The organism is Pseudomonas shirazica, from assembly GCF_015168335.1.
GTDB classification, from domain to species: Bacteria; Pseudomonadota; Gammaproteobacteria; order Pseudomonadales; family Pseudomonadaceae; genus Aquipseudomonas; species Aquipseudomonas asiatica.
Genome location: NZ_CP063456.1, coordinates 3,091,016 through 3,109,977 on the forward strand (window position 1 = coordinate 3,091,016; position 18,962 = coordinate 3,109,977).

The window sequence follows — 18,962 nt, forward strand, 5'->3', positions numbered from 1 at the left end:
GGCGATATGTGAGAACAACGAGGAAATGGAGCAGCCCCTGGAACTGGTGTTCGAACGCAACATTTCGGTGGCCTAGGATTAGTTCTACCTCGATCAATACCGACACATGCATGACTTTCACGCGGTCTTACAAAATACCGTGCTGCACCCGATTGCGACCCAACGGCGGATCATGAGCTTCCGATGCGCTGTCCAGAACAAGCCGTCGAGCAACGTCATCACTCGAGTGATGAACAAGCCGCGCTACGACCCAAATGACTCCGCCAGTCGGTCGGACTTATAGTCAGCATCTGGTCGAGCCAAGCGGACTGGTTCAAGGACTTTGCGCAAGAGGATGAGGTAGTCATTCTCGGCAACTAGAAGTCATCAATCTCAGCCACTAAATCCGCCCTCATGCAAGGTGGTCGATTTCAGATATTGACCAACCGCAGGCTCACGCTCAATCTTGCGCTCAATACTCGGCGTAATAACATCGAGCCATTGAAAACCATCAGCAAGCGTAGCTGAAAATTGCCTGCTCTCTTGCAGCTCGCCTGGCACATTCAAAGCATCGGAATGATGGACAGCAAGTGCATCTCAACGACGCCTGGATTTGGATGTTACATATTTAGACAAGGCTAATCACCAGCGAAATAGTGCTTCCCCCGAACTCTTTACCATTCCAAACCAATGCCAACGACTATTTATTATTTACCGTCACCCAACTCGGTCAGATTGAACCTATCAGACTTAAACATAGCGACATGTCTTTGGAATGCTTCGCGCATCGCCTTTTTAACCGGCGCGATGTACGCCTGCCAGCGCCCAGGGTTGTATTTCCTTATGATGGACAGCACATTATACTCCAGCTGATGCGCAGGATATTTAATCAAGGCATCCCCAATGAGCAGTTTCTTCTTAAGCTCAGTATAGTAGGAGTGACAATCCACCTTATCCTTGTCATCTCTGAGGGTGTGAAAGGCAATCTCCCTCGAGCTATTAATTATCCTTTTAGCTTCAGCAATTTCGATTTGCAACAACTTAATCTGCAACGCAGCACCTGAAATGTGTCCTCCCTCTGCACTATCTAAATTCGACTTATATTTTTTAAGTACCGCCTCATGAAAGCCATCAATTACTTCGTCCGTTATTTCCTCCAACCATAACTGGTGATGATACTCCGGAAGCCCTCCAATTGGTTTGGACTCAACCAACTGAAACTCAACTAGATTTTCTTCAATACGCGCCAACGCTTTTTTTATGTCTTCCGGCACATGATTACCGCTATGAACTTTATCGAGACCTTTTTTGAAGTCTTTATACCGTATATCGCCATCCATAACGCAAACGACTTCCAAGTGTCTTTTATCGCCGGCCGCCCTTACTTGATCTCGATAAAAGTAGATCCCGTACAACAAAGTGGGCATATTGTCCCACGCACCGGCAGCAATGACTTTAAATGAGCCATCCATCTCGCCAGCAACCATCCCCAAGATGGTTTCAGCAAGCGAATCCTCGCATACGACAATGACAGATGGTATCACATTGTGCACCATGCTGCCGCGACGCTCTATCGTGATTAATTTTGAATCCTCACCCTCCGATATCGTAAAGGAGCTAGTCCCGATAATTCCCACACCACCACCCAAATTTATTGGCGCTCGCTGTTCATTATCCATGGCTATAAACTCCAACCTCGATCACGAATGTTTTATCAGAAGCTGTTGATGATGGCCTACAGCCCACTAATACTCAAGCCCCGAAAACTATATTATTCAACAAGCCTCTCAATAAACTTCTTAGTCCCACCAAAATATATCAGTATGCAATAGCATGAATAGATGGGTCATTTGCCACGCGATCATTTTCTTTTTTGATATTTACATGCATAGCGACACGCGCAACATCTAAGGTAACACGAGGCACTATGTACGTCCCTCTACCTTCCATCCAGCGAAGCACTTCAGCAAGATGCCAAATTGCAGAGCTTCCTTCATGTACAGGAGCTGGAAAACTTGGATGGCTTATTACAAGCTTTCGCATATTCTGCCGACTAACACCCATTACTTCAGCCACATCAGTGAGGCCTACAAGATCCGGTGTCGCTTCAATTAATCTAGCTTCAGGCACGGCACGACGCACATCTGCCAGAGCGCTTTCCACTGCTTCTCTCGCGGTTGCAGCTTCGCGTACAAACTCGAGACCGAGGCGTCCAGGCTGGCCTATGCCCACCAATGCATCGTCACAACCCTCTTCTGCCAATTTCTCAATTAGCGCATCAGTATCGGTGTTATTGGTTGGTAGCTGGTACTTGAGAGTGAAGGTAAATTCCATCTCTATTACTCCGTCTCTTAGGGGATCCCCCGACTATTTTTTACAAGGGATCCCACTGGGCTTACTTAACTTACGGGACTTGCGGGACTTGCTGACTTCCTGGGCTTACTGGTTTTCGGCTTACTGGGCTGCGGTCACTGGGCTTTCTGGGTTTGTTCCTGCTCAGCCTCAAGCTTTTGTCGCTGCCGGGCGCAGTTATCAACGACACGGTAAAGCTGGGAAGCATGGTTCGTCGGGTTACGGGGAGTGCACCACACCGATGTGATGCAGAATTCGCCGCAGCGACATTCGTTGTCTCTGAAGGGACAGTAGATTTTACCCCAAGCATGAGCGCCTCCTTCCTTCACCGCCCAACCCTGAGACTCGGCATGCTTCAAGGCTTCTTCGATTTCTTTCTTCGGGTGCTTCGCACGCCCCATAAGCTCATCTCCAGTATGGAAAGGTGTCCAAGAGTTGTCAAGTGACAACTATGCCAAGAACGGAGCCGTTGAGCAAGCGTTTGCAGACCTTTCGGTATCCATGCAGGCACAACAAGATCACCACTGGATCCAATCCAGAATTCAATCCGCACGGTCTGCAATGGTGTCGAGATAAGCCATTCGCCAGGGCCAACCAGGTGTATCAGTACCCAGACGCACGAAGCGATCAGGGGAGTGATAGCCTAGGAGACCGCCCCCTATGCTCCGTCGCGCACCTCTTTCCAGCCAACACAGCAGAGGCCCAGAAAGTGTTAACAGAATTCATTTCCGTAGATGGTTGAAAACCCTACAGAATTTCAGCGTCCGAGGGCCGCCGATTCACTTTCTCAGGATTTCGTATAGAACTAAGGTGCATAAGATCGTAGTGAAGAATCTCGAGAAGCTGCGCTCCAGGCTGATGAACGACTGATGCTACCAGTTTGGTGCGCCGCGCCGGTGCCGAGCTGAGGCACACCGTCGGAACAGGAGCTCCCACAGTTCAGTTGGATCTGGGCTACGCTCGGCTAGGTCGGCCACGATGGAGGCGGAGGTCCGTATACAGGGGACTACCGTTTGTCCGCGGGCTAGTGATGGGGGATCCAGCATTCCAATTGGTATTCCAGCTTAAAAACTCAAACCTACATTAATCTTATTAATCAAAATATTAGAAACCTTATTCAACTCCCCCCGGCGCTCTCGAGGCATGGGTCGCGCCCTCCGTAGCGCGACCAGTGAAAAGCTGCTTACTGTCCAACACAAGAAGTTCAGCCCGAAAATCTATTCGCCCACACCGGCCCTCACCTCTTAGCGCTGGGAGCATCCGTAGCGGGACGCGAATTGAACCAGGGTAGCCAACCCTTTAAGAAACGCCTGCTCAGTTACGAGGCTCGCGAAACGATGGGCACAGCTATCTTGCCTAACCGAATCACAAGATTGATTAATGAAACAAACGAAGCCTCTAAAAAACCAAGAACTCCAGAAACAACAAAGCCACCCGAAGGTGGCTTAGTCGTTTAAATAATGGTCGGGACGGAGTGATTCGAACACTCGACCCCTTGCACCCCATGCATGCCAAGCCAGCTAAAGGCATGATACCACAGCATTTTTTGGCGCGCTCGCTGCAACCGACTGCCCATAGGTGCCCACAAGCGTTCACGAGAGTCACGCATTTCTCACGCAGCCCAGGCTGCCCATCCCGGCGTTCTGCCGACCGATTCCCTTCCTTTATATAGCTCCTCACAGATCGGCGCTATCCAGCGCCCACAGCCTGGCCGACTCGACGATCTCCAGCATGTCGACCAAGTCACCGTCATCGACCTCTCGCCGCCGGCGCGCGGCATAGGCCATCTCATCGAGCACTGCCGCGCGTCCATCAGGATCAGCCACCAGGGCAGCCTGGTCGTTCAGCTCGGCCAACCAGGCCTGCGGAAGCTCAGTTGCCATAGTCGCCCACCGCCCGGCACCACCACGACTGGGCGTACAGCACGCCCTCGATTTCCTCGACACCGTTGATGTTGATCCCGAGCTGAGCCATGCCATTGAGCTTGGCGTCGTGCAGCCGGGGAATTATGTCGGGCCCGGGCGACGGGTTGAACACCCACGCCTGGGTCGAAACCCGGCCCAGCGGCTCACTGTAGTGGTCACCGATGTGGATGTCGGCCCGCAGGGGCTGGATCTTCCTCAGCTGATCGGAAGGGATGGCCACGCCATTCACGCGGCGGCGAACGAGGAGGAAGTACATGCTGCACCGAATACTGTATATAGATACAGTATTTCAGCATCAGGCAAAGCAACCGCGCCAGTACCGCTCGGCGGACCATGCGTGGTTGCTCAGGAAGGATGTCGACACATGCGGCCCGATCAGTGAATCGGGCCAGCAGGGCCGCCTAACGCTTTGAGCTGGTAGTCGGTGACCGCCTGGAACTGAGATTCGGCAATCAGCCGCAGACGCTCCACTTCTTCCGGCGGCTCACCCGAAGCCTGGGCTTCGTGATAACGCTTCATGGCGTCCACGGCGTCGGTGTACATGGGATGGTCAGGGTAAAGAATCGGCGGCTTACACTTCATCGGGCTCCATCCTGAGAAGGCCATCACTGAATAGTAGCCGGTGCCCGACCTGCTTGGATTAACTGGTAATCGAGAACCGCTTGGTATAGCGAATGCGCCAATAGGCGTAGACGTTCGACCTCTTCAGGCGGCGCGCCACCTGTTTCCGCATCACGATGGGCCCGGACCGCTTCCAGAGCTTTCAGTAGCAAGGGCTCACCAGCGAGCGCCATCCCCTCCAGCATTCTTTTCACGGATTAATCCTTTGGTGGAAGTCAGTGCATTATAGGCCGCTTCGCCCCAGTGCCCGCTATTCAGTGGATCGAGGCGATGCGGCTACAATTGACCCTGACTTCACACCCCGATAAGGCGGAAAACCGAGCTCCACCTTGGCGACTTCCTTCGCAGGGTTAGGCGGTTGACAGCTACCCCTTCGCGGCAGGCTTGAGTCTGAACGTAACCCCCATCCTGTTGAAAGCGTTCATTGCAGCAATCGTGGCAGTCAAATCCACCAAGTCTCGCTCGTTGAAGACCGCGGAGGCGGCAGCGTAGGCCTCGTCCGAAACATGGGTTTCTCCCACATTGGTCACCTCTTCTGCCCACTTCAATGCAGCGCGCTCTAGATCAGAGAATAAGTGTTCCGCCTCATGCCAAACCGCGACTAGCAGCACCTTGTCAACTGACATGCGGCCTTTGATCAAGTCGCGAGAGTGAAGATCGATGCAGAACGCGCAACCATTGATCTGTGATACCCGAAGGAAGACCAGATGTATCAACTCCGGAGGTAGATTCGTTCCGGTGGTTACATAGTGGTGTAAACCGGTCAGCGCTTTTGCTGCACCGGGAGACTTTTCAAACCAATTCATACGAGTCATACATACTCCATAAGCGCTTTCGTAAACACAGACGCATTTTATTGCGTACGCGGCTCGGCTCATGGGTCCAATCCGCTGTAATTTCTGGGTTCCAATAGGTGGCTAGGGCGCTTTTCTGCCTCCCTGCTTCCTTGCTATGGAGAGAACTTTCCAAAACCGTCGATCACCGCCTCACAAGCCAGGCCGGCTATTCGGCTTCGCTCAAGCGCTGTCGCGAGGTCTCCCGCCATTCGGTCAGCTTCCTCAAGCAATCCCCCGAGCACCACGACGGCAGAGGTTCCTGCCTGGCGCTGCTGGGCAGCGATGGTATCGCAGGTGGCTCGATGGCCGTCTCGCAGTCTGGCGATTTCCCAGCGCAGCCCGTCAGAAGCAGACTCAGCATCAGCGGCGCGGCCTTGGGCCAGTTCCAGTTTCTTGCGTGCACTCTCACCCTCCTCGTCCGCCACGGTTTGGCGGCGCTGTTCTTCGGTTCTTGCCTGAGCGGCTGCGCGCCGGTCCCGCTCGGAAACCTCCAGGCGGTAGTCGGACAGTTCCTTGCGTGCCTCTGTGGCTTCTCCATCGGCAAGCACAACCCGGTACTGCTGCCCGCCAGCGACCAGCACCAGAGCGATCAGCCACCAGCACCAGGCTGGTACCGCACCCAGCCTGGTCATGCCAGCGCCCGCCGAATGCCTTCGTCGATCACCTCTGCCTTGTACGGGTTGCCGCCGTTCTCGTGGACGATGATGCCGACCACGGCCTCGCGCAGCACCTGCGGCCTGGAGATGTCGATAGAGTCACGCACGCCAACACCCAGGCGCTTGGCGATGGCCTGGGCGTAGGCCTGGGTATTGTTCTCGCTGGACGGCGCCCAGCGGCTGATGAATTCCAGCGGGGTGTCGATGCCTGGGCGACCAACCCCGGGCATACCATCCTTGCCCCGGTAGTTCAGCAGCAGCTTGCCCAGGGCACGAATACCATTCTCGGCCTGGTCGAACCTGGCGAAGCGCGGTTTGGCCACGCCCTCCTCCATGCCCAGCTGGCCCTGCCATGCATTGCGCGGGTTGAAGTCGATATTGCCGGGGTTGTTGTTGCGTACACCGCGGGGAGTGCTCATTGGGCAGGCTCCTCGACAGGCAGCGCTTCAGCCTCCTGAACGGTCACGCTGACCTGAGCGGAGTAGCGCTTGATCAGCTGGGCGGTGAGGACTTCGTTACCAGGCTGAGCGTTCAGCAGCTCGCGTGCCGCTGCATCAGCCTCAGCTTCTGTGGCGTACTCCACAGTGCGCAGCGGGCCCAGGGCGTTGGTACGGTCGATGACGATGAAAGGCATAGGTTTTCTCCAAGCAAAAAAAACCGCCAGGCGGCGGTCGATGGGTTCGGTATGTATCAGGCCGGCAGCGCGGGCCAGCTGATGTCTGTGGGGTAGCCTTCCTGCTCTGGCAGGCGATTGAGCGCAACGCGGTACCGCTTCCACTCCTTCAGCAGGGCAGCCTCTTCAGCAGTTGCCTCTTCCAGGTCTACGGCGTCCTGTAAGGGGGTAACTGCGGAGTCAGCGATGGCCCGCAGCCTGGCAATCTCTGCCTGCACCAACACCAGAGGATCCACCGGCCCAGGTGTCGGAACCTCGGGAAGCTCGACGGCAGGCAGGTCTTCCACTGACACATGCAGGGTTATGCTGTGCAGCAGGTCGGCCGGCTCGCCCTCCTTGGCCACGCTTACCAGAAGCACACCGTCGGCATACGAAGTAGCCACCGATGCACCTGCATCCATCTGGTTGATCACATACCCCCAGCCCTCTGGCGGCGGACACATGCCGAGGGTGCCGGATACCAGGTATTGACCTGGCCCCGGATGATCGACGGTGATGTCGGCCATGCCGAGCGATGTGATATCGAGCACTGAGCCGTCGCCCAGAATGTTGAGTGCTGCTCTTGCCATGGTCAGATCGCCTTCAGGGTGCCGTCAGCGGCGCGGGTTGTATTGCCGGTGTGGTAGATCGTGTTGAACGCCGCGCTGGCGTAGTTTCCAGAGCGGAACCCAATCTTGCCGTTGAAGCCCATCCAGAGTTGAGAGCCATAAGTGGTTTGGAAGGGGAAACCCATGCAAATCATCGATCCGCTGGTGACGCCAGTGCTTGCCGCGTACTGCGTGTCTGGGTCTTGGATCGAATAGAAACCGGCTGGGTAGACGTTCATGCTTGCCGCGATCGGGACGGCAGTTGAACCAAGCCCAAATGCTCCGTGCTGCAATACGTTTCCGCTGGCTAAGCCAACGTTAAGCGTCGCTGCCGTTCCCAGCTGGAGCGCGGTACGTGCAGCGGCTTGTGTTGTCGCGCCCGTGCCCCCCTTTGCCACTGGCAGCGCGGCCGGCAATGCGGTGGCAACGTCATCGCCTTGAGACAAGTTGGCGATCCAGTTGTACAGCTCCGTGAAGTTCGCTTTAGCCTTTACCCAGGCTGAACGGCGATCATCACCACCTGTACCAGTTGGCGAGGCACCGAGATTGATTACTTGCTTTGCCATATAGATTCCTTAAAGCGGCTTCATCGGCCTAGAAGCGAACAGCGTTCGCCCGTTGGCTGTGAGCGGATTGATCCCCGATCCGTTGTCGCAATACATCTGCAACACAGATCGGTTTCCAGGCAGAAAACCGCCAAAATTGGCGCGAAATGGTTGGGTTGTTTGTCCAATGTTGGTTACAGAAAACAATGCATTTGCTAGAACATAGTCTTGATAACTACCGGTCCAAGGCATCTGATTGCTGGGCGCATACCACGCGCCTCCTGTCAAAGGGTCGCCCGCCACAACAAAGGAGTTGGATGCCGGCTGGCCATTCAGCAGCGCCAGGTTGGCGGTGGTGACAAAGGTCCGGTTGCCCACGGCGTCCCGGACTGAGGCCCCGTATTGCCCCGGAGCTGCATCCGGCACCCTGTAACTCGCGCAGAACCAGTTGATCATCATCGGATACAGGGCAGCCTCCCCATGTCCGCTTTGGTTGTTCCAGGCTTTCAGCCTGAAGCCGGTCCAGTTCCCCGGGCTACCTTTCACCGAAAAGTTACCGACCATCATGTAGTCATCGGCATTCAGAAAGACCATGGGTCGTTCATATGTGGTGATCGGCGCAGCAAAGTTCACATCTGCCCATTGAATCTGGTTCTTGCTACCAGGTCCTTGGAAGCCTATGTTGAACCTGCCGTTGTAACGAACCGTTAGCACCTGATTGATTGAATCGATCTGCGTTCGAATGTTGTTGTTCGAAGCGCGGATGCCATAAGAACCAGGAGCAGCGAACGGCTCGCCACCCATCGACAGAATCATCACCTGCCAGGTCTGGGTATAGGGTTGCCGCAGTTGCAGCTGCCCCGTCGAGTACCAAGCTTGGGGGCTGCTTGTGTTTTCTCCTCCGTCATACAGTGCATCCACGACCACGAACGACTGCGCCTGGATCTCGGGAATGGAGATGTACTGATCGAACGCTCCGTTGCCAGCGACCTGTATCATTTTCAGCGACCGCACCGAGGTGATGGTGGTGTCGAGGGTGGTAACCCCGGACGCATCCCGCGTCCGGAGCCCATATAGGTCAGCCATCAGGTAAGCCTCCCCACTGCCGTACGCTCGATGCCATTTGCGTCATACACATAGAGGCCTCCGTTGTTGAGCAGAGTCGAACCGTTGGCATCCTGCCCCCTCAGCGTGAACGTACCCGCTGCAAAGTTGATCTCCAGTAGCGGTAGGCCCTGGGCGTTCAGCGCAGCAGATCGAATGGTCATACCGGCCACAATTTGCTGGATGAACGCGGTATTGATCACCGCCTGGTTGATGAAGATCTGCCCGCCTTCGACCACGAACGGCAGGATCGTCTGCCCGTTCAGGCTGTCGATGACCGCCAGCCGCTGGGCCATCAGCAGGATCTCGCCCTCCTCCCCATTGCTGCCGATCGCGATACCCGAGACGACCTTGCGGCCGCCCTGGTTTGTCTCGACCTTCAGCGTGGTTTGAGCCGACACCCTGCCATTGATGTCAGCCATGACCTCGCTGACCTGCTGTACAGAGGCATTGGTCTGGCCCATCTGCGCTTGGACGGTTTCGACCTGGCGCCCCATCGCAATGCCGTCCTCGACCCGGGCCGACTGCTCAGTCCAGACACCCACCAGGCCACCCGTGGCGCCAGCCAGACCGGAGCTGTCACCTTCCATTTCCGGATTCACTTGGACATACAGCCCGTCCAGGCGGCTGGCTTGGGCCGTCAGCTGTTCGCCTTGCTGGGTCACATTCGTGCTGACCTGCTGCAGTGCAGCAGCTGAAGCACCGGGGCCCAACCGGCCGACCGCTATCCAGTCGATCTCGAACGCACCGCCAGACAGCGCGCCGATGTCGATCCGCAGGCGAGTAATGGTGCTGGTGACCCAGTCATTACCGCCGGCAAACAGGTTGGCCATGTCCCATTCGACGATCGCACTCTCCCCGACCGCAATGTTCGGGTTCGCCGCTCTGGCGATGTAGCTGCCAGAGAAGCCATGGCCAGCCGTCTGATAGAACAGCGAACTGTCCCAGTCAGTAGACGCCCCGGCCCGCCGGGTGATCTTCACCTTGATCCGGCTGTAGAGCGCGCCATTGATGCTGACAATCGGGCTGACCAGGTTCGGGTCGTTTGCCGTTGCTGTAATCGTCATGCTGCCGGTACCGGCGGTGAGCGTGGCGTTCGTCGCACTCCAGCCCTCCACGCTGGTATCGAACTGCCACGTTGCACCTGGTGCCGCATCGAGGCCGCCGGCACCGATACCACCAATGGTGTTGCGCAGCTCGGTGATGGACTGGCCCTGACTCGTCAGGGTTGTGCCCTGCTGGCCAACCGTCGTCGACAGCGCCTGCACCACCGAGGCCTCGGCCTTGGTGGCCACCTGCGTCAGCGCGCTGGCAGCCGCTGCAGCGGCGTCCGTGGCAACCTTGTCGGTCACCGCCACCCAGGCCGAGCCGTTCCACCGCTTGGGCGTGTTGGCATTACCCGTGGTGTCGATCCACAGGTTTTGTGCCAAACGCTTGTCGGCAGCCGGAGCGGCTGCACCATAGATCACCTCCCCCTTTGCACCGGCGGCCGTCGCTGCCGCCTGGGCGGCCTGCTGAGCGGCGGTGACGTTCTGGTTGGTGGTCGTCAGGCTATTGTCGAGGCTGGTGATCGCTGCGCCCTGAGATGACAGGCCCGCCTCGGTTTGCTCGACCCTGTTTTGCAGGGCTTGTGTTGCTGCGGCCTGGACTGCTGCAGACTGCTCTGTTGAGGGGGCATAGGCGGTAGCCACTGCACCTTCCTGGAACTGAACGTTGTCCATCTCGGACCAAGCTGAGATGGTGGTCGACCCACCGTTCAACATCCGGCCAGCCCACACGGTCACCGACACAGTGTCCGCAGGGGCTGTGGCAAGCAACACGAAGCGCCCATAGTCGGCAGTCAGGGTGTGCATCGCCACAGGGGCACTCAGCACAGCGCCGGCTGCATCCCTGAATTGCAGGTACTGCCGGAACGCCACGCCTGGAGTGCCGCGGGCGAACACGCTCAGTGCGTACTGGGCCCCTGGCCGGGCTTTCGGCCTTGAGACGTTGTCGCCGCCGTACGCCAGATCGACGTAGCCGCCAGCAGGCAGAGCGGGATGCTCCACGCGCTGGGCCTTGGTGCTTTGCGCCAGAGGCGAATCCACCATCGATGTAACCGTGCCGGTGGCGGTGGCACCAACGTTCCAGTACTTGGCACGGCTCGCCGTTGCCAGTTCCTCGAACGAGGAGTTGGCCAGGAGGTTGTCCCCGCCGACGTTGCCGATCTGGTTGCTGATCTGGGTCAGCGCGGCGCCCTGGCTGGTCAGGGTGGCGCCATGGCTCTTGACCTCGGTGTCCAGCGATTGCAGGGCCGAGGCCTCGGCCTTGGTGGCGACCTGGGCCAAAGCTAACTGGGCAGCCGCAGCAGCGTCGGTTGCCACCTTGTCAGTGACGGCAACCCAGGCCGTGCCATTCCAGCGCTTGGGCGTGTTGGCATTGCTAGTCGTGTCGATCCAGAGGTTCTGGGCCAGACGGTCCGCCACTGCCGGCGCGGTCGACTGATACAACACCTTGCCCTTGGCCCCAGCGGCGTCGGAGGCTGCTTGCGCCGCTTGCTGAGCAGCCGTGACGTTCTGGTTCGTCGTGGTCAGGCTGTTCTGCACACCAGTGAGCGCCTGCCCCTGTGAGGTGAGAGTGTCACCTTGCTGGTTCACCTTCGAAGACAGGCTGTCGACGACCGTCGCGTCCGCCTTGGTCTGTGCTACCGACAGCGCATTGGCCGCTGCGGCGGCAGCATCCGTCGCCACTTTGTCCGTCACGGCCGACCAGGCGCTGCCGTTCCAGCGCTTCGGCGTATTGGCGTTGCCCGTGGTGTCAATCCACAGGTTTTGCGCCAGGCGGTCAGCAGCAGCCGGGGCAGCCGATTGCACGATCACCTTGCCTTTGCCACCGGCCAAAGTCGCCGCGTCCTGGGCGGCCTGCTGGGCAGCATTGACGTTCTGGTTGGTGGTAGCGAGGCTCGATTGCACGCCATCAATGCGCGTCGACTCCGCAGCGAGCTTGCCGTCCTGTTCAGTTACCTTCGTTTCTACCGTAGTCACGCGTGCTGCCAGACCATTGGCCGTCTGCACTGCCTGGCCGATATCGGTCCAGAAGGTGGCGTTCGGTGGCGGATTACCGGCCGGCACGTCGACCTTGGCCTGGTATAGCTTGCCGTCCTCGCCCAGCACGCCCTGGCCAGCGGTGTAGGCCTGGTCGGGCTTGTAGGGCATCGAGTCAGCCAGATCGGCGATCGTGTCAATTTGCTGCTGCAGGTCCTGCTGAGCCTCGGCGACCTGCTCGCCCAGGTCCTGAATGCGCGCATTGACCGAGCCAGGAGTGCTCGGCGGACCGGAAATCAGTTCGATCTCTTCCCGCAGCGCGGGCGCCAACTGGCCGCCCTCGATCTTGTCCTTCAGCGCATCGAGCATGTTCTCGACATCAGTCGATGTAGAGGCCACCACTTTCAGGAAGGCGCTCACCCCGTAGGCATTCTTCGAGCGAACGAAGTAGGCATAATTGGTGGCAAATGCCAGGCCGGTGTGGGTCAGGGACAGGCCTTGGCCCAGGTACTGACCCTCGGTTGCCTGCGGATTCGTCGAGAAGAAGTACTCGTAGGTTCCTCCATTCAGTCCATGCAGTGTGTTGCCCGGGATCAGAGTGATGGTGTCGATGGTCGCCTGCACCACGCACGACTCTGGAATAGGCGGGCCGTCGATGCTCACCGTGATGCTCGCCTCGCCGGAGCGGGTCAGCGGACCGAGAGCGGCCACACTCATGGTGTAACTACCAGACGGCAGGCCCGACAGTGGCAGCTTGAGCGCCGTAGCCGGTACCTGCTGGGCCTGGACTGCGGTCGCGCCTTGGCGGACAGTGACGGCGTAACTGGTGACCACGCCAAAGGGCGCCGCCCACGACAGAGTGCCCTGTACCGACTCGGCGTTGTCATCGGTCGACCAAGTGAGCCCGGTGGGACTACCCAGCCCCCCAGTCGGCAGTTTGATAAACCCGATTGGGTTGTAGGGCTGGCCAACAGCGTCGTGAAACTGCGCGGCATCGTACTGCTGCAGCTGGGCGGTGCACCCCTGGTCCGAGCCCATACTCCAGTTGGTGACGATGAACTCGCCCAGAATGTTCAGCGATGGCAGGTTCACGCGCACGGCGCGGCCCGGCCGGCAGTTGTAGCCCATGAAGTTCATCGGCACGCTGATGGTGCCGCCCGCACGCCGGCGGCGCAGCTCGATGTTCGCTAAGCGCTGGGCCTGGTACGCATCAGTGACGTAGGAAAAGGACAGCGTTTCTGCAGCCTCGCCGCCGTCCTCGATAACCCACTCTGCAATGCTTACCTCAGGGTAGTCGGTCTCAGTCCATGATTGCGAAGTGTCAATGAACGTGCCGCGCACCGTGTTGATGGCGGCGTCGTTGGTCGGCTCGGTGCTGCCGGTGATGGTGCCGACCACCATGTCCTCGGTGATCTCGAAGTCATAAGGGCCGTAGTACGCCCCAGCCTGGAACATCCAGCGACCACCGACACGAATAGTCCGGCCACCACAGGCGGCCTCGAGCTTCTGCAGCACGTTGGTACGCTGCTCGTCGGCGCCGATCACACAGCTGCTGCGGTAGCGCGGGCTAGTGGTGTTGTCAGGATTGGCGACAGATTCGTCGCAGATATTGGCACCGCTAGCGAACGTCTCGAACACGATCTCATCGTCCGGCACGCCGCAACGATTGCGCAGGTACCACAGGATGTGAAGCGCTGTGTTCTCGGTGTAAACGGCTGTTCCGCTGCGCGGGTCGTAAATGTCGTTGCGGCCACGGACGATGAAGCGTGCGTCAGGGATGCCAGAAGGGAATTTCTCGGCGCTGTACTTCAGCGACAGGCGCACGAACGACAGCCCACGGCCGATTTGCTCGTCTTTCCAGTCCGGGCAGTTGGCCTTGAGGAACGCGTTCACTTGGGTCGGGTTTACAACCAGCTCATAGGTGGCGTGCTCGCCGTAGGTGGCGATCTCCTCCTCGCCGAGGTAGATGTTCTCCAGAGCATCGACCGGGCCCTCGCAAAGGACGTAGACCAGGTGCAGCCATTCGCCATCGGTTTGGTCGCCGGCCTGCTCCTGCGCCCAGACCAAGACGCCGCCGGTACTGACGCGGCCAAGGATGAAGCGCGCTGGCGCCTTGGAGGAGCGGACGGTCTGGGCCGACGGCTCGTTGTCGCGCATCGGCGACTTGGTGTTCAGCTTCTCCTGCTGCTCGGCCATGTAGAAGGCCATGCCGGCGCCGATAGCCGCCCCCACGGGGCCGCCCTGGACGAAGCCAATCACCGCACCAACAGCTACCTGAGCTATCTTCTTGACGCCACCGGACATTATTCAACTCTCCAGACTGCAAGCGGGTTGCACACCACGCGGGCCACCCCGTCGTCAGTGGTCGCCCAGTAATCGTTTGCCCAGTACACGGCCATGGACCGGCCGCCGGGCGCTTCGTACATGGCAATGTCGCCGCGCTGGATGAATGCCGGCGCCACCCTGGCAAAGCAGGCATCCCAGGCTGCCTCAAGGCTGCCGTGCCGCTTCTTCAGCGCCCGCTTCGCCCCTGCCTCGGTCTTGTAGGTGCCGCGGTACGCTTCAGCCGGGTCGGTACCGCACACCGCTACCGCGCAGTCCGCCGCGAACAGGCAGCAGTCAAATTCGCCCCATGAAAAAGGCCGCTCTATGGCGGCCTTGATCACTTCACTGAGGCGTGTGGTCCAGTCTCGGTAGCGCATGGCTATTTCTCGTAGGTGAACGTCGGAGCGTCCTTCTTGGAGCCCCAGTAGATGGGCCATTCGGACATTTGGGCGATGGCATAGAAGAAGCGGTCGCCTTGGTGGCGGGCGCGGTGGTTCTCGTCGGTGAAGCGCTCGGTACCCGTGCGGCTCCACTCGGCCATCCGGTCAACGATCGGGACGGTGATCTTGTTGCCGTCCTCGCCATTGCCGGCGTAGGAAAAGGTGGCTGCGTCCATGCGGCCAGAGAACAAGATGTCGGCGGCGTAGTTGCCCTGCTCGTCGAACACCACAAACATCAGCTTGCCAGAGCGCCCGCGGCAGCCGCGGATATTGGTCTCGGTGATGATGTAGCTGTCCAGGCCGGTGAGTGCTAGGTCGATCGACATCGGGGAGTTCGAGTTGTCGCTCTCCTGCGACTGCCCTACCTCGCCGAACTGCCCTACCCCCAGATATGTGATGCCGCCGATCACCAGGTCGCCGGTACCCGTGTGCGCGTATACAGGGCCGTCTTCGAAGTCGAGCTGGCAGGCGTACACGCTGAGGAACCTGCCCGTGGCGATGATATCGACCACGCTCTGGCTGAATGGGAACGTCGAGGGCATCAGAAGGCCTCCCTGAACTGGTAGCTGCCGTTCGACACTGCCTGGCGCACGGTCATGCTCCAGGTGTCCTGGGTCATGCGCATTTCGGAATACGGGTTGAGGTATTCGATGGCCGAACCAACCGCCAAGGTTTGGCGAATGCGTTTGTTCACCTGCACCAATGCCTGCCCTTGGGCGTTGGCCGCGGCCGGCTTGATCACTTCAAACATCTCGCCGGCGATCGTCATGTAATCCCCGACCGAGAACATCTGAGTGTTTGGTGTGGCGCCGCCGACCTGGATAGAGCGGGACTGCGACGGGCCACTAACGACCTTCAGAGCCCCCACACTATTGCCACGACGCCGCGTGAAAGCCGGCACGTTGACCGTACCGAACATCCCGTCCAGTTCGCCCAGGAACGACGACAGCTGCCGCTCCTGCTTGCGCGTGAGCAACCCGAACGTGATGGTGCATTGCCAATAGGCGCCCGGCTGCCCAACGATCTGCTGGGCGTTAGAGAGTGTTGAGGTGAAGGCACGGCTGTTGTTGACTATGCCCCACGTCATTTCAGACGGGCGCAGCGATGCCGGCCATTGGATAGCCATGCAGTACTCCTTCTTGCTATCGGTTTCGGGCGATCAGCTGCCGCGCCGGCCCGTTCATCTTGAGATCGCGCAGCACAAGGTTGTAGCCATCCTGCGCACCCTTCTGTGCGGCCTGCTGGATTCGGGCCAGGGTGGCGTCGTCGGCAGTACCTTGGACGCTGATGTGCTGAACGATCCCGGGCGCCGAACTGATCGACGCCTCGGGTTGGCTGGCAGCCAATTGCGTAGCGGTCGAGGCAATCCGCGGCGTCACGAATCCGCCGGAGGCGTAACCCCTGACGTTCAGCCCCTCCAGGTAGTTGCGCATACCTGGCTGGGCCACCACCTCCTTGCGGAGGACGAATTCACCGCCGTGCACCACACCCTTCGGTTCAAACTTGCCGCCGTCACCGGTATAGCCGCCGGTGGAAAGCTGCTTTAGCGGCTCACTGAATCCAGTCATGGTGCCTTGGCCTAGCGCCTGGCTACCACCGCCCAAGAAGCCGAATGCAGTACCAAGAAAGCCGACAGCCGCCTGCCGCACCTGGATGCGGATCAGGTCCTCGATGACCCCATCCGCAAAATCCTTGAAGGACAACTTCCCGGTTTTGACGAAGGTGACGATGCTGTCTTCCATATTGGAGAAAGCATTAGTGAACAGCGTTCTTGTTTGCCCCGCGACGTTGCGCGCCTGCTCTAGGTAGGTGCCGAATGCGGCCCGTGCACCAACCGACCAGTCTGACTGCAACTCATCGACGCGCTGGTAGTACTGTTCCTGCTTAGCCAACCGCTGATCCAGCGCGCTTTGCAGGGCGGCGTTTTCCTTTTGGTAAAGGCTCTCGCTAATACGTCCCTCGTTGCGCTGCTGCAACAGGTTGTCCATTTGCTGCTGGTACTGCTGTTCGATGCTGAACCGCTCTTGCAGGCGCTGCTGGGCCTGGTCGCCAAGACCCATGCCGGCTAGGTTGTTGTCCAAGCCCACCGATGCGCGCTGCAGCTGGCTGTTTAGGTTTGCTTCGAATGCCGCCAGTTTCTGCGCTTCTTCCGTGGCTACTTTACGCAGTTGCATTTCGCGCTCGAGCCCTGCGTTGCGCTTCAACTGGGCAGTGATCAGATCCTGATTCGCCAGCAGCGACTTCTGGTCGGCGGTTAAGGTCTTCTTGTCCTTGATGTCGGCCAGTTGCTGCTCCCAGCGCACCAGGGCTTGGCCAGCCTCGCCCAGCTTCTGCATCTCGCCGCGCTGGGCACCGATTAGGCCATTCTGCTGCTGGAGCACCGAGTATTGCTGGCGAGCTTGGTCGAGGGCCTTGGTGCCGGCGTCTTCGCGGTAGGTAGGACCTTTCGGCCCTGGCTTGTCTTTGAACTGTTCGCGGGCGGCATCGCGCAGCTGATTCAGCTCAGCTTCGGTGTAGACCCGGCCGCCATCACCGCCTGCAGATTTCTTGGCGAGCTCGTTGATTTCTTTGAGGCGCGCAGCCAGCTTCTTCTGATTGTCATCGGTAGTGCGCAGCTGCCCGTTCAAAGTTTCCTGAGCGAGAATGGAATCTCGCTGCCGTTTCCGGTAGTTCTCTTGAGCCTGGTCGATCGCTTGCTGGGTCTTGAGCTGATCCCCCAGCGCTGTAATTCTGCTCTGTAGCAGCTCGCGCTCTGATTTTAGCTGGGCACTAGCGGCGACAATTTTGTTCTCTCCAGCTCTCTTTTCAAGATCGGCCAGATCAGCCTGTGCCGCCGTCAGCTGATCAGCAATCCCTTGTGTCCTGCCGAAGTTCAGCGCCGCATCACCAGCACTCTTGGTCATACCCCAAACACCGCGCCACGCCTTTTCGATCCAGCCGAGATTCTCGACGATCTCTTTCGATCTGGTATCAATAGTTTGCGCGTAGGTATCGGTCAGGAGCTTGGCTGCACCCACTGTATCGCCCTGCTCCTTGAGGGCTACGATTTGGGCATAGGTGCTCGCGGTAAGGAAGTTGTACTGCTCGTTCAGCTCCTTGGCTGCCGCCACCGGGTCCTTTCCGATTTTCACAAACTCGGCAACCGTCTCCTCTACCGCGCGCCCCGTCGCATCTTTCATCTGCAGGGCAGCAGTCGCAACGGTGCCAATACTGTCACCAGCGATTTTTCCGTTGCTTGCGAGCTGGGCGAGCACCTCAGCAGCCGCCCCGGTTGTGCCCACAGTGGTGCTGATCTGCCGAGCCAAATCGGACAAGGCGCCGGCGTTTGTCCCAGCTGCGTTTCCTGTGAGGATGAGCGCTTTGCGAAAGTCCTGCGCTTCCTCTGACCCCTTGTAATACGCCACGCCCAGCCCAGCAACTGCCGCGCCAGCGACAGTGAATGGATTGACTAAACCCGCAACATATCCGCCCAGCGCCCTGGTTGCCGGCCCGATTCCACCGAACATGTCCTTGAGCTGACCGCCTTGCTGAAGCATGACGGTTAGCGGATTCATCCCGCCTTGCAGTGAAATAATAATGTCCGTGAACTGCGCTGGCACGCCGCGCAGAGCTGCAGTGTAGGCTTTGGTCGACATACCAGCAGCCTGGGCCTGGCGGGTGTATCGGTCTATTGCCTGTTCGGCAGACTGAGCGCTTGCCGCCAAGTCCTTGATCGACACGCCAGAGCTTTTGGCTTGCGCGCCAACACTACCTGTAGCAGCTTCTGCGCGCTCGCCGGCTTTCGTCAGTTTATCGAGGTCATCGGCAGCAGCAGCAGCCTCGCCTGATTCAACCTTAATGCCGAGAACGGCGATATCACCCTGGCTCATACTTTCTCCGGACAACAAAAAACCCGC

General features: G+C 58.7%; 19 protein-coding genes. All 19 read right to left on the reverse strand.

Translation table 11 applies throughout. The annotated features are described in order from the left end of the window. Positions 1–686 precede the first annotated feature (686 nt). Positions 687–1,658 (reverse strand): hypothetical protein, encoded by a 972-nt coding sequence (locus IMX18_RS14020; protein ID WP_217191386.1) that lies wholly within the window; start codon positions 1,656–1,658, stop codon positions 687–689. A gap of 139 nt (positions 1,659–1,797) precedes the next feature. Continuing rightward, a complete protein-coding gene (locus IMX18_RS14025; RefSeq protein ID WP_217191383.1) occupies positions 1,798–2,313 on the reverse strand; it encodes a helix-turn-helix transcriptional regulator in 516 nt (171 codons plus the stop codon). 134 nt (positions 2,314–2,447) lie between these two features. Continuing rightward, positions 2,448–2,732: a hypothetical protein gene (locus IMX18_RS14030; RefSeq protein WP_217191381.1), complete on the reverse strand. Its 285-nt coding sequence runs from the start codon at positions 2,730–2,732 to the stop codon at positions 2,448–2,450. Positions 2,733–4,007: 1,275 nt separating this feature from the next. Next, positions 4,008–4,214, reverse strand: a complete 207-nt coding sequence (locus IMX18_RS14035) for a hypothetical protein (RefSeq protein ID WP_217191379.1) — start codon at positions 4,212–4,214, stop codon at positions 4,008–4,010. Then, entirely contained in the window at positions 4,204–4,512 is a 309-nt protein-coding gene (locus tag IMX18_RS14040) for a hypothetical protein (RefSeq protein WP_217191377.1), read from the reverse strand. Before IMX18_RS14040 ends, IMX18_RS14035 begins: the two co-directional genes overlap by 11 nt. Positions 4,513–4,631: 119 nt before the next feature. Then, positions 4,632–4,838, reverse strand: coding sequence for a hypothetical protein (locus tag IMX18_RS14045; protein WP_217191375.1), 207 nt, complete (start codon positions 4,836–4,838; stop codon positions 4,632–4,634). Between the two features lie 23 nt (positions 4,839–4,861). After that, positions 4,862–5,071, reverse strand: a complete 210-nt coding sequence (locus IMX18_RS14050) for a hypothetical protein (protein ID WP_217191373.1) — start codon at positions 5,069–5,071, stop codon at positions 4,862–4,864. A 171-nt stretch (positions 5,072–5,242) separates the two neighbouring features. Continuing rightward, positions 5,243–5,692, reverse strand: a complete 450-nt coding sequence (locus IMX18_RS14055; RefSeq protein ID WP_217191372.1) for a carboxymuconolactone decarboxylase family protein — start codon at positions 5,690–5,692, stop codon at positions 5,243–5,245. Positions 5,693–5,826: 134 nt separating this feature from the next. Next, positions 5,827–6,345, reverse strand: coding sequence for a DUF2514 family protein (locus tag IMX18_RS14060; RefSeq protein ID WP_217191370.1), 519 nt, complete (start codon positions 6,343–6,345; stop codon positions 5,827–5,829). Continuing rightward, positions 6,342–6,788 (reverse strand): structural protein P5, encoded by a 447-nt coding sequence (locus IMX18_RS14065; RefSeq protein ID WP_217191368.1) that lies wholly within the window; start codon positions 6,786–6,788, stop codon positions 6,342–6,344. Before IMX18_RS14065 ends, IMX18_RS14060 begins: the two co-directional genes overlap by 4 nt. Further along, positions 6,785–7,003: a hypothetical protein gene (locus IMX18_RS14070; protein WP_217191366.1), complete on the reverse strand. Its 219-nt coding sequence runs from the start codon at positions 7,001–7,003 to the stop codon at positions 6,785–6,787. Before IMX18_RS14070 ends, IMX18_RS14065 begins: the two co-directional genes overlap by 4 nt. Positions 7,004–7,059: 56 nt before the next feature. Further along, positions 7,060–7,611 (reverse strand): tail fiber assembly protein, encoded by a 552-nt coding sequence (locus IMX18_RS14075; protein WP_217191363.1) that lies wholly within the window; start codon positions 7,609–7,611, stop codon positions 7,060–7,062. Positions 7,612–7,613: 2 nt separating this feature from the next. Further along, positions 7,614–8,195, reverse strand: coding sequence for a hypothetical protein (locus IMX18_RS14080; RefSeq protein ID WP_217191361.1), 582 nt, complete (start codon positions 8,193–8,195; stop codon positions 7,614–7,616). Between the two features lie 9 nt (positions 8,196–8,204). Further along, positions 8,205–9,260 carry a hypothetical protein gene (locus IMX18_RS14085; protein WP_217191359.1) on the reverse strand — a complete coding sequence of 352 codons (1,056 nt, stop codon included), beginning with the start codon at positions 9,258–9,260 and terminating at the stop codon, positions 8,205–8,207. Further along, positions 9,260–14,605, reverse strand: a complete 5,346-nt coding sequence (locus tag IMX18_RS28505; RefSeq protein ID WP_425355253.1) for a phage tail tip fiber protein — start codon at positions 14,603–14,605, stop codon at positions 9,260–9,262. The genes IMX18_RS14085 and IMX18_RS28505 overlap by 1 nt, the downstream gene beginning before the upstream one ends. Continuing rightward, positions 14,605–15,003 (reverse strand): DUF6950 family protein, encoded by a 399-nt coding sequence (locus IMX18_RS14100; RefSeq protein ID WP_100413931.1) that lies wholly within the window; start codon positions 15,001–15,003, stop codon positions 14,605–14,607. Before IMX18_RS14100 ends, IMX18_RS28505 begins: the two co-directional genes overlap by 1 nt. 2 nt (positions 15,004–15,005) lie before the next feature. Beyond that, complete coding sequence (locus IMX18_RS14105; RefSeq protein WP_061302528.1) at positions 15,006–15,608, reverse strand: hypothetical protein; 603 nt, start codon at positions 15,606–15,608, stop codon at positions 15,006–15,008. Then, positions 15,608–16,192 carry a hypothetical protein gene (locus tag IMX18_RS14110; protein WP_100413932.1) on the reverse strand — a complete coding sequence of 195 codons (585 nt, stop codon included), beginning with the start codon at positions 16,190–16,192 and terminating at the stop codon, positions 15,608–15,610. The genes IMX18_RS14105 and IMX18_RS14110 overlap by 1 nt, the downstream gene beginning before the upstream one ends. A 16-nt stretch (positions 16,193–16,208) precedes the next feature. Continuing rightward, positions 16,209–18,935: a phage tail tape measure protein gene (locus tag IMX18_RS14115; protein WP_217190701.1), complete on the reverse strand. Its 2,727-nt coding sequence runs from the start codon at positions 18,933–18,935 to the stop codon at positions 16,209–16,211. Positions 18,936–18,962: the final 27 nt, after the last annotated feature.

Coding starts and splice junctions, on each gene's coding strand:
- IMX18_RS14020 (WP_217191386.1), bottom strand. CDS start 1,658: ATGGATAATGAACAGCGAGCGCCAATAAATTTGGGTGGTGGTGTGGGA.
- IMX18_RS14025 (WP_217191383.1), bottom strand. CDS start 2,313: ATGGAATTTACCTTCACTCTCAAGTACCAGCTACCAACCAATAACACC.
- IMX18_RS14030 (WP_217191381.1), bottom strand. CDS start 2,732: ATGGGGCGTGCGAAGCACCCGAAGAAAGAAATCGAAGAAGCCTTGAAG.
- IMX18_RS14035 (WP_217191379.1), bottom strand. CDS start 4,214: ATGGCAACTGAGCTTCCGCAGGCCTGGTTGGCCGAGCTGAACGACCAG.
- IMX18_RS14040 (WP_217191377.1), bottom strand. CDS start 4,512: ATGTACTTCCTCCTCGTTCGCCGCCGCGTGAATGGCGTGGCCATCCCT.
- IMX18_RS14045 (WP_217191375.1), bottom strand. CDS start 4,838: ATGAAGTGTAAGCCGCCGATTCTTTACCCTGACCATCCCATGTACACC.
- IMX18_RS14055 (WP_217191372.1), bottom strand. CDS start 5,692: ATGACTCGTATGAATTGGTTTGAAAAGTCTCCCGGTGCAGCAAAAGCG.
- IMX18_RS14060 (WP_217191370.1), bottom strand. CDS start 6,345: ATGACCAGGCTGGGTGCGGTACCAGCCTGGTGCTGGTGGCTGATCGCT.
- IMX18_RS14065 (WP_217191368.1), bottom strand. CDS start 6,788: ATGAGCACTCCCCGCGGTGTACGCAACAACAACCCCGGCAATATCGAC.
- IMX18_RS14070 (WP_217191366.1), bottom strand. CDS start 7,003: ATGCCTTTCATCGTCATCGACCGTACCAACGCCCTGGGCCCGCTGCGC.
- IMX18_RS14075 (WP_217191363.1), bottom strand. CDS start 7,611: ATGGCAAGAGCAGCACTCAACATTCTGGGCGACGGCTCAGTGCTCGAT.
- IMX18_RS14080 (WP_217191361.1), bottom strand. CDS start 8,195: ATGGCAAAGCAAGTAATCAATCTCGGTGCCTCGCCAACTGGTACAGGT.
- IMX18_RS14085 (WP_217191359.1), bottom strand. CDS start 9,260: ATGGCTGACCTATATGGGCTCCGGACGCGGGATGCGTCCGGGGTTACC.
- IMX18_RS28505 (WP_425355253.1), bottom strand. CDS start 14,605: ATGTCCGGTGGCGTCAAGAAGATAGCTCAGGTAGCTGTTGGTGCGGTG.
- IMX18_RS14100 (WP_100413931.1), bottom strand. CDS start 15,003: ATGCGCTACCGAGACTGGACCACACGCCTCAGTGAAGTGATCAAGGCC.
- IMX18_RS14105 (WP_061302528.1), bottom strand. CDS start 15,608: ATGCCCTCGACGTTCCCATTCAGCCAGAGCGTGGTCGATATCATCGCC.
- IMX18_RS14110 (WP_100413932.1), bottom strand. CDS start 16,192: ATGGCTATCCAATGGCCGGCATCGCTGCGCCCGTCTGAAATGACGTGG.
- IMX18_RS14115 (WP_217190701.1), bottom strand. CDS start 18,935: ATGAGCCAGGGTGATATCGCCGTTCTCGGCATTAAGGTTGAATCAGGC.